The 17014-nt window shown below is 74.2% G+C and carries 17 protein-coding genes; 6 read left to right on the plus strand and 11 right to left on the minus strand.

What is annotated here, in order from left to right:
* The first annotated feature begins 81 nt into the window (after positions 1 to 81).
* Together ACIGW2_RS03550 and ACIGW2_RS03555 are read left to right on the plus strand one after the other, a co-directional pair.
* Entirely contained in the window at positions 82 to 1125 is a 1044-nt protein-coding gene (locus tag ACIGW2_RS03550) for an NAD(P)-dependent alcohol dehydrogenase (protein ID WP_391653047.1), read from the plus strand.
* Between the two features lie 80 nt (positions 1126 to 1205).
* Complete coding sequence (locus ACIGW2_RS03555; protein ID WP_391653046.1) at positions 1206 to 1556, plus strand: DUF1330 domain-containing protein; 351 nt, start codon at positions 1206 to 1208, stop codon at positions 1554 to 1556.
* Between the two features lie 31 nt (positions 1557 to 1587).
* Here the strand turns inward: ACIGW2_RS03555 and ACIGW2_RS03560 are convergent, their stop codons facing one another.
* From ACIGW2_RS03560 to ACIGW2_RS03570, 3 genes are all read right to left on the minus strand, one after another.
* Positions 1588 to 2601 carry an RNA polymerase sigma-70 factor gene (locus ACIGW2_RS03560; protein WP_391653044.1) on the minus strand — a complete coding sequence of 338 codons (1014 nt, stop codon included), beginning with the start codon at positions 2599 to 2601 and terminating at the stop codon, positions 1588 to 1590.
* A 111-nt stretch (positions 2602 to 2712) separates the two neighbouring features.
* Complete coding sequence (msrA, locus tag ACIGW2_RS03565) at positions 2713 to 3372, minus strand: peptide-methionine (S)-S-oxide reductase MsrA (protein ID WP_391653043.1); 660 nt, start codon at positions 3370 to 3372, stop codon at positions 2713 to 2715.
* A gap of 135 nt (positions 3373 to 3507) precedes the next feature.
* Entirely contained in the window at positions 3508 to 4614 is a 1107-nt protein-coding gene (locus ACIGW2_RS03570) for a hypothetical protein (RefSeq protein ID WP_391653041.1), read from the minus strand.
* A 93-nt stretch (positions 4615 to 4707) separates the two neighbouring features.
* Here ACIGW2_RS03570 and ACIGW2_RS03575 point away from each other — a divergent pair, with 93 nt between their 5' ends.
* Positions 4708 to 5862, plus strand: a complete 1155-nt coding sequence (locus ACIGW2_RS03575; RefSeq protein ID WP_391653040.1) for a cystathionine gamma-synthase — start codon at positions 4708 to 4710, stop codon at positions 5860 to 5862.
* A 57-nt stretch (positions 5863 to 5919) separates the two neighbouring features.
* On the opposite strand, the gene ACIGW2_RS03580 is transcribed toward ACIGW2_RS03575, so the two are convergent.
* From ACIGW2_RS03580 to ACIGW2_RS03595, 4 genes are read right to left on the minus strand one after another with little or no spacing between them, the layout of a single operon-like run.
* A complete protein-coding gene (locus ACIGW2_RS03580; protein ID WP_356071537.1) occupies positions 5920 to 6111 on the minus strand; it encodes a DUF1059 domain-containing protein in 192 nt (63 codons plus the stop codon).
* A 55-nt stretch (positions 6112 to 6166) separates the two neighbouring features.
* A complete protein-coding gene (locus tag ACIGW2_RS03585; protein ID WP_361586420.1) occupies positions 6167 to 6418 on the minus strand; it encodes a hypothetical protein in 252 nt (83 codons plus the stop codon).
* Entirely contained in the window at positions 6415 to 6861 is a 447-nt protein-coding gene (locus ACIGW2_RS03590) for a sigma factor-like helix-turn-helix DNA-binding protein (RefSeq protein ID WP_399840801.1), read from the minus strand. Before ACIGW2_RS03590 ends, ACIGW2_RS03585 begins: the two co-directional genes overlap by 4 nt.
* A gap of 57 nt (positions 6862 to 6918) precedes the next feature.
* Positions 6919 to 7431 carry a MarR family transcriptional regulator gene (locus ACIGW2_RS03595; RefSeq protein WP_361586426.1) on the minus strand — a complete coding sequence of 171 codons (513 nt, stop codon included), beginning with the start codon at positions 7429 to 7431 and terminating at the stop codon, positions 6919 to 6921.
* 146 nt (positions 7432 to 7577) lie between these two features.
* On the opposite strand from ACIGW2_RS03595, the gene ilvA reads away from it, so the two are divergent.
* From ilvA to ACIGW2_RS03610, 3 genes are all read left to right on the plus strand, one after another.
* Positions 7578 to 8813: a threonine ammonia-lyase gene (ilvA, locus tag ACIGW2_RS03600; protein ID WP_391653039.1), complete on the plus strand. Its 1236-nt coding sequence runs from the start codon at positions 7578 to 7580 to the stop codon at positions 8811 to 8813.
* 152 nt (positions 8814 to 8965) lie between these two features.
* Positions 8966 to 10003: an ATP-binding cassette domain-containing protein gene (locus ACIGW2_RS03605; protein WP_356071524.1), complete on the plus strand. Its 1038-nt coding sequence runs from the start codon at positions 8966 to 8968 to the stop codon at positions 10001 to 10003.
* Complete coding sequence (locus tag ACIGW2_RS03610) at positions 10000 to 10848, plus strand: ABC transporter permease (protein ID WP_391653037.1); 849 nt, start codon at positions 10000 to 10002, stop codon at positions 10846 to 10848. Before ACIGW2_RS03605 ends, ACIGW2_RS03610 begins: the two co-directional genes overlap by 4 nt.
* 33 nt (positions 10849 to 10881) lie before the next feature.
* On the opposite strand, the gene ACIGW2_RS03615 is transcribed toward ACIGW2_RS03610, so the two are convergent.
* The 4 genes from ACIGW2_RS03615 to ACIGW2_RS03630 all read right to left on the minus strand — a co-directional run bounded on the left by ACIGW2_RS03615 (position 10882) and on the right by ACIGW2_RS03630 (position 16925).
* Complete coding sequence (locus ACIGW2_RS03615) at positions 10882 to 13284, minus strand: protein kinase (RefSeq protein ID WP_399840803.1); 2403 nt, start codon at positions 13282 to 13284, stop codon at positions 10882 to 10884.
* 41 nt (positions 13285 to 13325) lie between these two features.
* Positions 13326 to 15719, minus strand: coding sequence for a PQQ-binding-like beta-propeller repeat protein (locus ACIGW2_RS03620; RefSeq protein WP_399840804.1), 2394 nt, complete (start codon positions 15717 to 15719; stop codon positions 13326 to 13328).
* 105 nt (positions 15720 to 15824) lie between these two features.
* The gene (gene greA, locus ACIGW2_RS03625) at positions 15825 to 16322 is read right to left on the minus strand and encodes a transcription elongation factor GreA (RefSeq protein ID WP_356071513.1); all 498 of its coding nucleotides are present in this window, start codon (positions 16320 to 16322) and stop codon (positions 15825 to 15827) included.
* A gap of 201 nt (positions 16323 to 16523) precedes the next feature.
* Positions 16524 to 16925: a DUF4307 domain-containing protein gene (locus ACIGW2_RS03630; protein ID WP_356071511.1), complete on the minus strand. Its 402-nt coding sequence runs from the start codon at positions 16923 to 16925 to the stop codon at positions 16524 to 16526.
* Between the last annotated feature and the right edge of the window lie 89 nt (positions 16926 to 17014).

Raw genomic sequence — 17014 nt, forward strand, 5'->3', positions numbered from 1 at the left:
ACCCTGCCAGTGGTAGGCACACCGGTCGTAGGCAGAGCAGTGGTCTGGGTGCGGCCGGAAGGCCGGGGCAGGCTGTACGCCATGACCACCCACGTTTCCGCCCTCGCGGCCCCCGCACCGAACGCCCCGCTCGTCCGCACCACCGTGCCGCGCCGGGCCGTCGGCGAGCACGACGTGCTCATCGAGATCAAGTACGCGGGCATCTGCCACTCCGACATCCACCAGGCGCACAACGGCTGGGGCGAGGGCATCTTCCCGATGGTCCCGGGCCACGAGATCGCCGGCATCGTCACCGAGGTCGGCCCGGGCGTGACCCAGCACAAGGTCGGCGACCGGGTCGGCGTCGGCTGCTTCGTCGACTCCTGCCGCACCTGCGCCTACTGCGAGCAGGGCCTGGAGCAGTACTGCGTCACCGGCGGCACCGGCACGTACAACGCCCTCGACAAGAACGGCGAGCCGACCTACGGCGGCTACTCCACCCACATCGTCGTGGACGAGAACTACACCCTGCGCATCCCCGAGGGCATCCCGCTCGACGCCGCGGCCCCGCTGCTGTGCGCCGGCATCACCCTCTACTCGCCGCTCGCCCACTGGCAGGCCGGCCCCGGCAAGAAGGTCGCCATCGTCGGTCTCGGCGGCCTCGGCCACATGGGCGTCAAGATCGCCCACGCGCTCGGCGCCGAGGTGACCGTGCTCAGCCAGTCCCTGAAGAAGCAGGAGGACGCCCTCCGGCTGGGCGCCGACCACTACTACGCCACCAGCGACCCGGAGACCTTCCGGGCCCTGCGCGGCACCTTCGACCTGGTGATCTCCACCGTGTCGGCGCCGCTGGACTTCAGCGCCTACCTGAGCCTGGTCAGGACCGACGGCGCCCTGGTGAACGTCGGCGCGCCCGAGGAGCCGGTCACGGTCAACCTCTTCTCGCTCATCGGCGGCCGCAAGACCCTGGCCGGCTCGATGATCGGCGGCATCCGGGAGACCCAGGAGATGCTGGACTTCTGCGCCGAGCACGGCCTCGGCGCCGAGATCGAGCTGATCGACGCCGACCAGGTCAACGAGGCCTACGCCCGGGTCGAGGCCTCCGACGTGCGCTACCGCTTCGTGATCGACGCGGCCACGATCTGACCGCCCCCTCGTGCGTGACCGCCGGGGCATGACCCGCGGGGTAATCGACCCCGTGCGGCATGCCCCGGCACGCTGGTCCCATGACCGCATACGCCATCGGAAACCTGCACCCGAAGCCCGTCCTCGACGAGGAGGTCTTCACCTACATGGAGCGCATCCAGGACACCCTGGACCCCTTCGGCGGGCGCTTCCTGGTCCACGGCGCGCCCGCCCGCGAGGTGCGCGAGGGCAGCTGGCCCGGCGCCGTCGTGATCATCGGCTTCCCGACGTACGAGGACGCCCGCGGCTGGTACGACTCCGCCGCCTACCAGGAGCTCGTCCCGCTGCGCACCCGTCACATGAGCGGCGACGTGCTGCTCGTCGACGGCGTCCCCGAGGGCTACGAGGCCGCCGCCACGGCGGCCCGGCTGCGGGCCGCCGCCCGCCCCTGAGCGGCCCCGCTCCCGAACGGGCCCCGGGGGCTCAAGGGGTGCGGGACCCGCGCTGCCGGCGGCGCTCCTCGCGCTGCCGCTCCTGCATCTCCGCGGCGACCTGCCAGCCGTCCCCGACCGGGCCCAGGTGGCCGAGCTTGTCGGGGTTGGTGATCGAGCGGACCGTGCCGATCCGCCCGTCGACCACGTCGAGGGCCCAGACGAACAGCACCCGGCCGTCCCGGTCCCGGAACACCGCGCCCGGGCCGCCGTTGACCTCCCGCGCCTCGCAGCTCGCGTCCACCAGCGACAGCCGGCCGACGTAGGCGGCGAGCAGCCGGGCCACCGGCTCCGCGCCGACCAGGGTCCGCGACAGCTGCGGGGCCTTGCCCCCGCCGTCCCCGACCAGCTGCACGTCGGCCGAGAGCAGTTCCCGCAGCCCGGCCACCTCGCCCGCCCGCAGGGCGTCGAAGAACCGGGCCGCCAGCTCGTCCCGCTCCACCCGGTCCGCCTCGAAGCGGGCCTGGCCGGCCGCCATGTGCCGGCGGGCCCGCACCGCGAGCTGCCGGCAGGCCGCCTCCGAGCGGTCCACCGCCTCGGCCACCTCCGGGAACCCGAAGCCGAACACCTCGCGCAGCACGAACACCGCCCGCTCCAGCGGGCTCAGCCGCTCCAGGAGCAGCAGCGCAGCCATCGACACCGAGTCGGCCAGCTCGGCCGCGCGCTCGGGGTCCTCGTACGGATCGGCGAGCAGCGGCTCCGGCAGCCAGTCCCCGACGTACTGCTCGCGCCGCACCCGGGCCGAGCGCAGCACGTCGATCGAGATCCGGGTGACCGTCGCGGACAGGAAGGCCTTGGGGGAGCGGGGCGGGTTCGGCGCGGTGGCGTAGCGCAGCCAGGTCTCCTGCACGGCGTCCTCGGCCTCTCCGACGCTGCCGAGGATGCGGTACGCGATGGAGAAGAGCAGCGGCCGCAGCTCCTCGAAGACCCGCACCTCCCCGGCCTGCGCCACCGGCTCCGGCTCCGGTGCCGCCACCGGCTCCGCACTCCCGCTCGCCCCGCTCATCCCGTCTCCTCCTCGCCCGCGCGCACCGTCCGTCCCACCCTCCCCCAGGGGAGACGAGACGGCCCGCCGATTCGTGACATCGGCGGGCCGTGACGGCGGGGGGCCAGGCGGCTACTCGGCCTTCGCCACGCCGATCGGGCAGGACACGCCCGTGCCGCCGATGCCGCAGTAGCCCGCCGGGTTCTTGTCCAGGTACTGCTGGTGGTAGGCCTCGGCCGGGTAGAAGGGGCGGCCCTCGGCCGGGAGGACGTGGGTGGTGATCTCGCCGTAGCCGGAGCCGGTCAGGACCCGCTGGTAGGCGGCGCGGGAGGCCTCGGCGACGGCCTGCTGCTCGGGAGAGTGGGTGTAGACGGCCGAGCGGTACTGGGTGCCGACGTCATTGCCCTGACGGAAGCCCTGGGTCGGGTCGTGCGACTCCCAGAACAGCTTCAGCAGGCGCTCGTACGACACCTTCGCCGGGTCGAAGACCACCCGGACGACCTCGGTGTGCCCGGTGAGGCCCGAGCAGACCTCCTCGTACAGCGGGTTCGGGGTGTGGCCGCCCTGGTAGCCGACGAGGGTCGTGTACACGCCCTCGGTCTGCCAGAACTTCCGCTCGGCTCCCCAGAAACAGCCCAGGGCGAAGTCGGCGACCTCCAAGCCCTCCGGGTAGGGGCCGAGCAGCGGGGTGCCGAGGACCGTGTGGCGCTCCGGCACGGCGAACGCGGGCTCGGGGCGGCCGCCCAGGGCCTGCTCCGGGGTGGGGAGGACGGGGGTGCGGGACAGGAACATGCGGCATCTCTCCTCGACGTCTGCGACAGGCACAACACGTCGGGGCCGGCGGGGATTCCCTCACCCACCGGCCCCGCCGCGCACGTCTGCCGCGCCCGCCCGGCACGTACCCCGGGCCGTCCGCCGGGGCCGCGCTCAGCCCGCCAGCGTCGCCGGGCTCCCGCCCTCCGACTCGTAGCCGGCCACCACCAGGTTGCGGTGCACCGTGTACGCGAGCGCCGGGTCCTCGTGGAGCGTCCACGGCAGCGCGCCCACATAGCCGTCCACGCGCACCAGCAGCCGCATCGCCTCGGCCCAGCGCTCCTGCCCCATCAGGAACTCCACGAGCAGGTGCCGCACGTGCGCCAGCATCGGGTCGTCGTGCCGCGCCGAGTGCACGGCGTACATCGCGCCCTCGACCGCCCTCGACACCACCGCCGTGCGGTAGAAGTCCACGCCGACCACGATCTCCGGCCGGTTCTCGAAGACCGCGAACAGCGGCAGCGCGGCGAGCAGCGAACCGCGCGGGGCGCGCGCCGCCGCCGTGGTCGCGAAGTGGTCCGCCTCCTCGCGGGAGCCGTGCCACTTCTCGCACCAGTAGTGCAGCGCCGCCAGGTGCGCCCCCATGTGCGCCGGTGCGCGGTCGATCACCTTGGCCCACAGCAGGTCGAACTCCTCGTGGGAGTAGCCCAGTCCACGGGCCACCGCGAGCTGCGAGATGTACGGCACGGGGTCGCCCGGGGCGAGCAGCGCCGCCTCCTCGCACGCCTTGCGCGCCTCCTCCAGGATGACCCGGAAGTCCTCGGTGCCGGCCGTCGAGGACCGCCACGCCTGCTGCACCAGGAACTCCGCGTACACCTGCGCGCCGCCCGGGTCCTTCGGCGCCTCCGCGTGCCAGGAGCGCAGCCACGCGCCGCCCACGCCCGGGCGCTCGGACAGCTCCAGGGACGCGGCGCCCGCGAAGGCCTGCACGCGCTGCCAGCGCAGCTCGCCCTCCTTCTCGGTGCCCTTCAGGAGCTGCGCGGCGGCCCGCCAGTCCTGGGTCTGCTGCACCACGTCGAGCACGTCCAGGAGATCCCGGTCCGGCCCCGGCAGCCGCACGTCCTGCTCCTCCTGGCGCAGGAAGCCGTACGCCGCCGGGTCGGCCGCGTCCGGTGATCCGGGCGCCACCTGCCGGATGCCGCCGCCGCGCCGGCGCAGCACGAAGGGGCCCAGCGCGGCGAAGATCAGACCGAGGGCGATCAGGAACCACAGAATCTCCATGGCCCCATTGTCCAGGACGCCCCGGGACGCCTGATGAGACGCCCCGTCTCATGAGGCGGCGACGGAGGCGTCACGGGACTACGCTCCTGCCTCATGAGCGACCTGCACTCCCACCAGAGCTTCGAGACCCGTGCCATCCACGCGGGCAACACCGCCGACCCGCTGACCGGCGCGGTCGTCCCGCCCATCTACCAGGTGTCCACCTACAAGCAGGACGGTGTGGGCGGGCTGCGCGGCGGCTACGAGTACAGCCGCAGCGCCAACCCCACCCGGACCGCGCTCGAGGAGAACCTCGCGGCCCTGGAGGGCGGCCGCCGCGGCCTCGCCTTCGCGTCCGGCCTCGCCGCCGAGGACTGCCTGCTGCGCACCCTCCTCGCCCCCGGCGACCACGTCGTCATCCCCAACGACGCCTACGGCGGCACCTTCCGCCTGTTCGCCAAGGTCGTCGAGCGCTGGGGCGTGGACTTCTCCGTGGCGAACACCTCCGACGTCGCCGAGGTGCGCGCCGCGATCAACGAGCGCACCAAGCTGATCTGGGTCGAGACCCCGTCCAACCCGCTGCTCGGCATCACCGACATCGAGGCCGTCGCGGGCGTGGCCCGCCAGGCCGGGGTGAAGCTGGTCGTCGACAACACCTTCGCCTCGCCCTACCTCCAGCAGCCGCTGTCGCTCGGCGCGGACGTCGTCGTGCACTCGCTCACCAAGTACATGGGCGGCCACTCCGACGTCGTCGGCGGCGCCCTGATCGCGGCCGACGCGGAGCTCGGCGAGGAGCTGGCGTACCACCAGAACGCGATGGGCGCCGTCGCCGGCCCCTTCGACTCCTGGATCGTGCTGCGCGGCATCAAGACCCTCGCGGTGCGCATGGACCGGCACAGCGAGAACGCCGGCAAGGTCGTCGACATGCTGACCCAGCACCCCAAGGTCACCCAGGTCCTCTACCCGGGCCTGCCGGAGCACGCCGGCCACGAGGTCGCGGCCAAGCAGATGCGCGCGTTCGGCGGCATGGTGTCCTTCCGCGTCGAGGGCGGCGAGGAGGCGGCCGTCGGCGTCTGCAACCGCGCCAAGCTCTTCACCCTGGGCGAGTCCCTCGGCGGCGTCGAGTCCCTGATCGAGCACCCGGGCCGGATGACCCACGCGAGCGTCGCGGGCTCCGCCCTGGAGGTCCCGGCCGACCTGGTCCGCCTGTCCGTCGGCATCGAGAACGCCGACGACCTGATCGCCGACCTGCGCGAGGCCCTCGGCTAGGCCACGGCGTACGCAGGACACGGGCCGGACCCCCGCCGGGGTCCGGCCTCGTGCGCTTCAGGTGCCCGGCAGCGGGTCCTTCAGGCTCTTGCGGACCTCCTCGCGGAACTCGGGGGTGTCCTGGTGCTCGTGGACCGAGACGGCGTGCTCGACGGCGGCCCGCAGGACCTCGTCCTCCTCGCCGGAGATGTAGAGCGAGCAGCCCGAGACGCTGGGCGTGTCCCGGCAGTCCGATGCTTTCCTGGCCATGTCGGCCTCCCGCCTTCCGCAGGGAACACCCCCTCCCTCAAGGCTAGGCCGGTGTTCACCAGCCTTCGAGCGGGGGCGTCACGTCCGTCGGCGGGACCTCCCAGGGGCGGGCCACCGAGGCCCAGACCAGGAAGGCGAGCACGGCCAGCGAGAGCAGCGTCCAGCCGGTGCGGCGCAGCGCGCGGTCCCGGCGGAGCAGCCGGGTCCCGCGGGCCACGGCCCGGGCGGCCAGGTCGGCGGGCACCTGCGGGTGGCCGGCCGAGAGCAGCCGGCGGACCTCGTCCTCCTTGCGCTCGTGCCGGTTCACGAGGCCGCCCGCAGGGCGCTCACGGAGCGGGAGCAGACGGCCCGCACCCGGTCCTCGGGGATGCCGAGCAGCGCGGCCGTCTGCTCCTCGGCGACGGCCTCGTACAGCCGCAGCACGACCACCAGGCGCTCCTGCGGGGTGAGCGCGGACAGCACCCCGCCGCGGCCCTTGTGGTGGCGCCAGGCGGTGCGGGCGAAGCGGGTGGCCAGCTCGGAGCGGGTGAACTCGTACGGATCCTCGCCGCGCAGCCGGTCCCAGTGGGCGTAGGTGTGCGCGAGGGCGGCGGTCAGCAGGGCCTGGGCGAGCGGATTGCGGCGTTCCGGCTCGGTGGTGAGCAGCGTCGCGGCATGCAGCAGCCGGCCCGACGCCCCGGCCGCGAACGCGTGGAACTCCCGGGTGCGGCGCGCGTGTTCTCCGGTCTGGCCGTCTGCGCTCTCTCGCACGCCCCCAGTTGAGACCGGCGCGCGGCCCCGGTCAAGCCCCGTGAACGGGGCGCGAGGTCACGACTTGGACGCGGTGGCGTCGGTGCCGGCCGGCAGGCCCGACTGGCGGGCCGAGAGGGCGGAGTTGAAGCGGGTGAGCAGGGCGCAGAAGGACGCGCGCTCGGCGGGCGTCCAGCCGTCGGTGACCTCGGCCATCAGCTCGCGGCGGGATGCCCGGACCTCCTCCAGGCGGGCCTGGCCGCGCGGGGACAGCTGGAGCACCACGGCGCGCCCGTCCTCGGGGTGCGACGTGCGCTTGACCAGTCCGGTGTCGACGAGCGGGGCGACCTGCCGGGTCACGGTCGAGGAGTCGATGCCCATGCCCGCGGCCAGCGCCTTCACGCCCATCGGGCCCTCCCGGTCGAGCCGGTTGAGCAGCAGGTAGGCGGCGCGGTCCATGGAGTTGCGGAGCTGTCCGGTGCCGCCGAGCCGGGTCTGTTCGGCACGTCGGGCGAAGACGGCCACCTGGTGCTGGAGGGCGTCGAGGAGACCGGGGTCAAGCTCAGTCGTCATGTCCTGAGATGTGGGCATGGCTGTGGGGCTCTCTCGTGCGGCGGGGCGGTTGGTGGGGGACAGAGTACGCGGCCCCGCCGGGGTCCGTACCGGCGCTGGGCAAACCCGTCCTGCGGCCCGCCCGCCGGGCGGCCGCGGGGCCCGTGACCTGGGAGACTGCTGTCATGAGCTTCGGTACGCCACGCCCCTTGCACCCGCTGATGCTCGACGACGTGCGAGGGGCGCAGAAGATGCTGGCCGGGGTGGCCCGGGTGACCGCGATGGAGGGCAGCCGGCACCTGTCGGCGCTGATCGGGGCGCCGGTCCACTTCAAGTGCGAGAACCTCCAGCGCACCGGTTCCTTCAAGCTGCGCGGCGCGTACGTGCGGATCGCCGGGCTCCGGCCCGAGCAGCGGGCGGCCGGGGTGGTCGCCGCGTCGGCCGGCAACCACGCGCAGGGCGTGGCGCTCGCCTCGGCCCTGCTGGGCGTGCACGCCACGGTCTTCATGCCGGTCGGCGCCCCGCTGCCGAAGGTGGCGGCGACCCGCGAGTACGGCGCGGACGTGCGGCTGCACGGCAGCGTGGTGGACGAGACGCTGGCGGCGGCGGAGGAGTACGCGCGGGAGACCGGCGCCGTGTTCATCCATCCCTTCGACCACCCCGACGTCATCGTCGGGCAGGGCACGGTGGGCCTGGAGATCCTGGAGCAGTGCCCCGAGGTGCGGACGATCGTGGTGGGCGTCGGCGGCGGCGGGCTCGCGGCCGGCATCGGCCTCGCGGTGAAGTCGCTGCGGCCCGACGTGCGGGTGGTCGGCGTGCAGGCGGAGGGCGCGGCGGCGTATCCGCCCTCGCTGGCGGCCGGGCACCCGGTGGCCGTGGAGTCGCCGGTCACGATGGCGGACGGGATCAAGGTGGGGCGGCCCGGCGACGTGCCGTTCGAGCTGGTCCGGGAGTACGTGGACGAGGTCGTCACGGTCTCCGAGGACGCCCTGTCCTCGGCGCTGCTGCTCTGTCTGGAGCGGGCCAAGCTGGTGGTGGAGCCGGCCGGGGCGAGCCCGGTGGCGGCGCTGCTCGCCGACCCGGAGGCGTTCCGGGGCCGCGGCCCGGTGGTGGCGGTGCTGTCCGGCGGCAACGTCGACCCGCTCCTGATGCAGCGGATCCTGCGGCACGGCATGGCCGCCGCGGGCCGCTACCTCAGCCTGCGCCTGAAGGTGACCGACCGGCCGGGCGCGCTGGCGACGCTGCTGGCGGTCCTGACGGTGGTGGACGCGAACGTCCTGGACGTGAGCCACGTCCGCACCGACCCCCGCCTCGGCCTGACGGAGGCCGAGGTCGAGCTGCACCTGGAGACCAAGGGCCCGGAGCACTGCGAGGAGGTCACGGAGGCGCTGCGGGAGGCGGGCTACACGGTCCTGGGGTGACACCGGCCTGCCAGGCGTAGGCCAACGGTTGTGTATCGCGATGTATCGCGTTAGCGTGTGTGACAGGTCACTCGGACGCAGGGCGCTGCCCGCTCGGCGTTCCTAGACTTGGACAGAACCTCTCAAAAGATCACGAATCACTGGGAGAACGCATGCCAGGCGCGATTCACGCCGAGGGTCTGGTGAAGACCTTCGGCGACGTACGAGCCCTGGACGGGGTGGACCTCGACGTACCCGAGGGCACCGTCCTGGGCCTGCTCGGCCCGAACGGCGCGGGGAAGACGACCACCGTGCGCGTGCTCACCACCCTCCTCAGGCCCGACAGCGGCCGCGCCGAGGTCGCCGGGATCGACGTGCTCGCGCACCCCAACGAGGTGCGCCGCTCGATCGGCCTCTCCGGCCAGTTCGCCGCCGTCGACGAGTACCTGACCGGCCGTGAGAACCTGCAGATGGTCGGCCGGCTCTACCAGATGACCGGCCGCGCGGCGAAGGCCCGGGCCGACGAACTGCTGGAACGCTTCCACCTCGCCGACGCCGCCGACCGCCCCGCCAAGACCTACTCCGGCGGCATGCGGCGCCGGCTCGACCTGGCCGCCGCCCTCGTGGTCTCACCACCCGTGATGTTCATGGACGAGCCCACCACCGGCCTCGACCCGCGCAACCGGCAGGCCCTGTGGGAGGTCATCCAGGAACTCGTCGCCGGCGGCACCACCCTGCTCCTCACCACGCAGTACCTGGAGGAGGCCGACCACCTGGCCCACGACATCTGCGTCGTCGACCACGGCCGGGTCATCGCCCGCGGCACCTCCGACCAGCTCAAGGCCCGGACCGGCGGCGAGCGCGTCGAGGTCGTGGTCCACGACCGCGCGACCATCCCGGCCGCCCGCGAGGTCCTCGCCCGCTACGGCGCGGCCGGCGTCGCCCGCGCCGACATCAGCGTCGAGGAGCACACCCGCAAGCTCACCGTCCCGGTCTCCGGCGGCGCCAGGCTCCTCGCCGAGGTCATCCGCGACCTCGACGCCGTCGGCGTCGAGATCGACGACATCGGGCTGCGCCGCCCCACCCTCGACGACGTCTTCCTCTCGCTGACCGGCCACGCCGCCGAGCAGGCGGACGAGGACGAGCCGCCCGCCGACGCCCGCGGCCGCCGCGCCAAGGCCCCCGACCAGGTGAAGGAGCCGGTCAAGTGACCACCCTGAACGACGCCGTCACGCGTGCGCCCAGGCCCCGGAGCGCCCTCGCCCAGTCCATCGGCGACTCGCTCGTCGTCACCAAGCGCAATCTGATCAGGATGCTGCGCATCCCGGAGATGATCATCTTCGGGATGATCCAGCCGGTCATGTTCGTCGTGCTGTTCAGCTACGTCTTCGGCGGCTCGATGCAGATCGGCACCTCCACCTCGCCCGAGGTGTACCGCGAGTTCCTGATGGCGGGCATCTTCGCCCAGACCGTCACCTTCGCCACGGCCGGCGCGGGCGCGGGCATCGCCGACGACATGCACAAGGGACTCATCGACCGCTTCCGCTCCTTGCCGATGGCCCGGGGCGCGGTCCTCACCGGCCGCACCCTCGCCGACCTCGTGCAGACCGCGCTGACCGTCGTGGTCCTGGTGATCGTCGCCCTCCTCGTGGGCTGGCGCATCCACGAGGGCGTTCCCAAGGCGCTCCTCGCCTTCGGACTGCTCCTCCTCCTCGGCTACGCCTTCTCCTGGATCGGCGCGCTCATCGGCCTCTCGGTCCGCACCCCGGAGGCGGCCACGTCCGGCGGCCTGATCTGGCTGTTCCCCGTCACGTTCATCTCCAACGCGTTCGTGGACTCCAGCAAGCTGCCCTCCTGGCTCCAGCCGATCGCCGAGTGGAACCCCTTCAGCGCCACCGTCCAGGCCTGCCGCGAGCTCTTCGGCAACCCCGGCGTCTCGCCCTCCGACGCCTGGCCGATGCAGCACCCGGTGTGGGCCTCGTTCCTCTGGTCGGTGCTGATCATCGCGGTGTTCCGCACCCTGTCCGTGCGCAAGTACCGCTCGGCCACGGCCTGAGCCGCCCCGGCCCCGGGCGCGCGGCGCAGCCCCTCAGGGCACATAGCCCGAGACGAGCACGTCGGCGAAGGGGAGGAAGAACGCCCCTCCGCTGACGAGCGCGTCGACCGAGGTCAGCCGCTTGTCGTCGATGTTCTGCGGCAGGTCGATCTCGAAGGTCCGCCCCCGGGAGTCCCGGCCCGAGGCCCCGAAGGAGTACATCTCCCGGCCGCCCGCGACCAGCAGCCGGTCGCCGGCGAAGTACACCCGCTCTGCCGCGGCGGGCACCTCCGCCCGCATCAGCTCGCGCCCGCTCGCCAGGTCGTAGGTGGTCACCTGCTTCCAGCTCTCGCCCGGGTCGCCGACCACGGCCACCGTCCCGCCGCCCCCGCCGTCCGTCTCGCGCAGGGCGGGACCGCCGGCGACCTCCAGGCCCGGGGCCAGCGTGCGCAGGGGCCGCAGCGTCCGGGCGTCGAGCACGGCCACGCCGCCCTCCGACTCCTCGCAGAGCACCACCCGCTTCCCCACGACGGGACGGAAACAGGACACGGCCTCCGGAGCCCGGGCCGTCTCCCGGCCGCTCGCGAGGTCGAGCGCGACCAGGCCCCTGCCGCCGACCACGTACACCCGGCCCGCGCCGACCACGGTCTCCTCGGGCACCTGGTCGAGTTCATGGCGCCAGAGCGTCCTGCCGCCGCCCCTGCCGTCCAGGCGGACGGCGGTGACGATCCCCGCCGCGTCGCCGCCCGGCAGGACGTGACTGGAGTAGAGGACCCCGTCGCGCAGGTCGGAGCTCTTCTGCGCCCAGCCGCCGGTCGGCGCCGGGATCCTGCCGCGCTCCTTGCCGTCCGCCAGGCCGTACGCGGTCACGCCCGCCCGCCCGGTGACGTACACGGTGTCACCGACCACGGCCGGATACCCCGGCGTCGCGAGGATCCCGAAGTCCTCGGGCCGGGTCCGGGGCGGCACCGCCCACAGCTTCGTGCCGTCCGAGGCGCGCAGCGCCACCGCCGAGCCGCCGCTCCCCGCGCACACCACGGCCCGCGGGGCCAGCGCGCAGGCGTCGACCTCCTGCCCGGTCTCCACGATGAAGGGCGACCAGCCCGCCGGGCGGTGCTCCCGGCCCGCCGTGTCCTTCCCGAAGTCGCCGGTGCGACCCTCCCCGCCGTACGGCAGCACCACCTGGCTCAGCGTGCGCGGGGCCCCGGGGCCGGACGCCGAGACGGAGGGCGCGCCCGAAGCCGTGGGGCCGCCGCCCGCCGCACCACCGCCCCCGCCCTGCCGGTTCAGCAGCACCACGCCCGCCGTCGCCACCACCGCCACCGCGAGCGCCGCGGCACCGATCCGCGCCCACCGCCGGCGCGCCCGCGGCTCCGGCACCTCAGGGCCGGCGGGACCGGGGCCGCCGGGCCGGGCGACCGCCGCCGTGGGGGAGTACGGCACCGCGACGACCGGCGCCATCGTCGGCAGCTCGGCCAGCCCCGCGCCCGAGGCCGCCGCCTCCCCGACCTCGCGCGCCGCCTCCCCGTACTCGGCGAGCAGCGACAGCACCCCGGCCGGCCACGGGAACACCCGGCCCGCGGAAGCGTCCCCGGCGCCCCCGGCGTCCTCCACGCCTGCCGCATCCCCCGCGTCCTCGGAACCCAGCAGCTCCACCAGCTCCGCCGCCGACGGGCGCTCCGCCGGGTCGAGCCGCAGACAGCGCTCCACCACCGGCCGCAACTCCGCGGGCACGCCCGACAGTTCGGCCTCGGCCCGGCTGATCCGGTAGATCACCGCCGCCATCTCGGCGTCCTGGAACGGCCCTTCGCCGCTCGCCGCGAACGCCAGCACCGCGCCCAGACAGAACACGTCCGAGGCCGGCACCACGGCCCGGCCGCCCACCAGGTGCTCCGGCGACATGAAGCCCGGCGAGCCGACCACCAGACCGGTCGAGGTCAGCGCCGTCGCCCCGAAGGCCTGCGCGATGCCGAAGTCGATCAGCTTGGGCCCGGCCGCGCCGAGCAGCACGTTCGCCGGCTTCAGGTCCCGGTGCAGCACCTGGGCCCCGTGCACCGCCGCCAGCGCCCGGGCCAGCGCGCCGCCCAGTTCCCGTACCGCCGCGGCCGGCAGCGCCCCGGCCCGGGCGACCGCCTCGGCGAGCGAGGGCCCCGGCACGTACTCGGTCGCCAGCCACGGCGCCGGCGCGTCGGCGTCCGCGTCCACGAGCCGCGCCGCCCAGGGGCTGTCCACTGCCCGCGCCGCCGTGATCTCGCGCCGGAAGCGCACCCGGAAGTCCTGGTCGAGCTCCAGCTCCTCGCGCACGGTCTTCACCGCGACCATGCGGTACGGGTCGGCCGTCGGCGCGTCCGCACGGCAGGCCAGATGGACCTCGCCCATGCCGCCCGCGCCCAGCCGGGCGAGCAGCCGGTAGGGGCCGACGAGCCGGGGCGGCCCGGCGGGGAGTGCTTCCAGCACGGTCGACGCGCCTTTCTGCCCGGGACGGGCTGTCGCCCGGACTACCGGGGGATTTCCACGGAGGCCACGACCCCCTGGTCGAACACGGCGTAGGCGATCCCGCCGACCGGCAGCACCTCCGGCGCCCGGATCATCAGGTCGTACGGCTCGCCGTCGGCCGGGTTCGGCGGATCCTCGTCCACCCGCGGACCGGGCGCCCCCCGCAGCGGGGTGCTGGTGAGCTTCGAGGGCCGGCCGTCCGGGCCGAGCCGCAGCGTGTGGAGCGCGGAGTAGTCGGCGAACACGATCCGGTCGCCGGCGAGCAGCGGCGCCGACCAGGCCTGCGCCAGACCGGCCGGGGTGGGCGTGCCCGGGAAGCGGCCCAGCTCCCGGCCGTCGCGCGGATCGCGGACGACCAGCGTGCCGTGCTCGTCGACCGACGCCACCGCCAGCGGGGTCAGCAGCGCGGGGCGCACCGTGGTGACGGCCGCCGGCAGGGTCGCCTTCGTCGCCAGCGTGGTGGCGTCGAGCCGGTGCGCGAAAACCGGCACGTCCTGCGCGTGCGGAACGTCCACGCAGTAGGCGTCCGCGCCGAGGACCTTGAGCTCCTCGCAGGTCCGGGCGTCGTCGTCGACCTGGCCGTACGTCTCTCCGGTCTTGGCGTCGTAGGCCACGATGCCGCCGTCGCTGAGGGCGTAGACCAGGCCCTTGGCGTAGGCGACCGGCTCGAAGTCCCGGAAGTCCGAGCGGGGGATCTCGGCGTTCGTCAGCCCCTTCGACCACAGCTTCCGGCCGTCCGCGAGCGCGTACGCCGTCATCCAGGTCTGGCTGGTGGCGTCGTCGCCCGGTGCCTGGGCGGCGACGAAGACGATGCCGTCGCCGACGATCGGGCGGCTGCCCTCGCCCTGCTGGGCCCAGGCCTCCTTCTCCCAGCGCACGGCGCCGCTGCGGGCGTCCCGCACCTGGACCCGCGGGCCGGTGGCGAGCACCGCCAGGCCGTCGTGGACGATCGGGCGGGCCGTGTCGCCGGCGATGAAGATGCCGCCGGTGGGGCCGACGAAGCTGAGGTGGTGGCGCGGGTCCTCGACCAGGTCCGCCTTCCACAGCCGCCTGCCGTTCGCCGGGTCCAGCGCCTCGTAGCGGCCGTCCGTCGTCCGGCACACCAGCGCCTTCTCGTTGCCGGAGCAGCCGAAGGCCGGCGCCGACAGCTTCGTCCGCCACGGCTTCCAGCCGGCCGGGCGCTGCGCCGCGTTCTGCGGGACCACGCCGGAGCCGTCCGCCAGGCCCCGGTCGTCCACGCCCGGGACCCGTGGCCCGGACGCGGCGGTCGGACCGGCCTTCGCCGGCCCCTCCGAGCCGGGGGCGTCCGGCCACAGCAGGAAGGCACCGATCCCGCCGCCCAGTAACGCGAGGGCGGCCACCGCGGCGACGAGGCCGCGCTGACGCCGCTTCGGCGCGGGAACCGCCGCCGGGGGCGCGAGCGTCGGCGCCTCGTGCGTCCCGGGCACGGCGGCCGGGGCCGGCGCCGCGGGCTGTTCGAGCAGCGGGCCGCCCGCGGCGACGAGCTGGGCCAGCTCCCGCCCGTACTCGCCGATGTGCTCCCGCACGGCCTCCGGCCAGGCCGGCGCGCGCCCCTGGATGCCGCCGAGCAGTTCCACCAGCGCCTCGGGCGCCGGCCGCGCGGCCGGGTCCCGGGACAGACAGGCGGCCACCACCCCGCGCAGCTCGTCCGGCACCCGCTCCAGGTCCGCCTCCGCCTGCGCGACGCGGTAGAGGACGGCGGCGACCGGACCGTCGCCGAACGGGTCCTCGCCGGTCGCCGCGTAGCAGAGCAGCGAGCCCAGGCAGAAGACGTCCGAGGCGCCGGTCACGTGCCGGGCGCCCGCCACGTGCTCGGGCGACATGAAGGAGGGCGTGCCGATCATCAGACCGGTTCCGGTCATGGTGGTCGCCCCGCTCGCCCGCGCGATGCCGAAGTCGATCAGGCGCGGGCCGTCGACGGCGAGCATCACGTTGCCCGGCTTGAGGTCCCGGTGCAGCACCCCGGCGGCGTGCAGATCGGCCAGCGCGCGGGCGACCCGCGCGCCGAGCGCCCGCACCGCCGGGACCGGCAGCGGGCCGCCGCGCCGCACGGCCTGCGCGAGGCTCGGGCCGGGCACGTAGGCGGTGGCGAGCCACGGGGTGGCGGCGTCGGCGTCCCCGCCGACCGGCGCGGCGGCGTAGGCGCTGCGCACCAGGCCGGCCACCCGGATCTCGCGGCGGAAGCGCTCGCGGAAGGCGGGCTCGCCGGCGACGTCGCCGCGCACGGTCTTCAGGGCGACGTAGCCGCCCTCGGGAGCGTCGGGGCGGGTGTCCCGCGCCAGGAAGACCTCGCCCATGCCGCCGGCGCCCAGTCGCGCGAGCAGCTCGTACGGTCCGATCCGCCGTGGCGTCCCCGCACGCAACGGTCCCAGCATCCGCCCCTCCCCCTCCTGCGGCCGACGCCCCGATCATCGCACGGGGCACGACGGAGGGCCGGACCCCTGCGCGGGATCCGGCCCTCCGTACGGGAAGAGCCCGGCTCAGCCGGTGTACGGCTTGGCGCTGAGGATCTTCACCATGGCCATCTTGCCGTTCGGCAGCTCGTACTCGGCGTCGTCGCCGGCCTTCTTGCCGTTGACGCCGAGGCCCAGCGGCGACTGCGGGGAGTAGGTCTCGATGTCACCGCTCGCGTACTCGCGGGAGGCGAGCAGGAAGGTCATCGTGTCGTCCTCGTCGCCGTCGAAGGCGATGGTCACGACCATGCCCGGCTCGACGACGCCGTCGTCCGCCGGGGCCTCGCCGACCTTGGCGTTCTGCAGGAGCTGCGTGAGCTGGCGGACCCGGAGCTCCTGCTTGCCCTGCTCCTCCTTGGCCGCGTGGTACCCGCCGTTCTCCCGCAGGTCGCCCTCCTCGCGCGCCGCGGCGATCTTCGCGGCGATCTCGGTACGCGCGGGACCAGACAGGTACGCAAGCTCCTCCTTGAGCTTGTTGTACGCCTCCTGGGTGAGCCAGGTGACGTTCTCGCTGGTCTGGGTCACAGGTGCTCCTCGTAGGTACTGGGAATACAAAAGCTCGCCCTGCGCGGAAAGCTCTGTTTACAGCGTGCGCCTTCCGAGCGGGCGAAACCACGAGCCTAACAATGAGTGGCGAAAAGCGGGAGGACATATTCACGGGCTTTACGTCACCCCAGGTCACCGGGGTGACCTGCGGAGGGCTCTACCCCCGCTCCCTACCCACCGCTACCGCGCCGTACACCCGATGAGCTCGGCGCTGGTGGCGCGGGCCGTGGTGCGGATCGAGTAGACCTTGTCGAGCCGGCCGGTGTTCTCCTCGACGCGGACGTCCTTGCGGCCGACCTCGGCGCCGTCCTCGGAGCGGGAGCGCAGCGTGCACACGCCCTTGGCGTCGGCGTCCTTGCGGATCTCCAGGTGCACCTGGACCTCGCTGTCGCCGGTCACCTCGAACTTGATGATCTCGGCGCTGATCCTGCTCTCGACCACGTAGTGCCAGCCGAACCAGCCCATCAGGGCGAGGAAGAGGGTGCCGAGCACCGCTCCGGCGATCATCAGCTTGCGGTCGGCCCGCGCGTCCGCCGAGCGCCCGTAGCGCCCCTCCGGCAGCCGCTCTCGCACCGCGCCCATGATCGTTCCTCTCGCCGCCGGGGTCCGGAATTTTCCCTCCCCCGATTCCGTCACTATAGAGACCTCCCTAGGCGACGAATGACTGAGGA

Source organism: Streptomyces sp. NPDC053541 (genome assembly GCF_044544705.1).
Classification (GTDB): Bacteria; Actinomycetota; Actinomycetes; order Streptomycetales; family Streptomycetaceae; genus Streptomyces.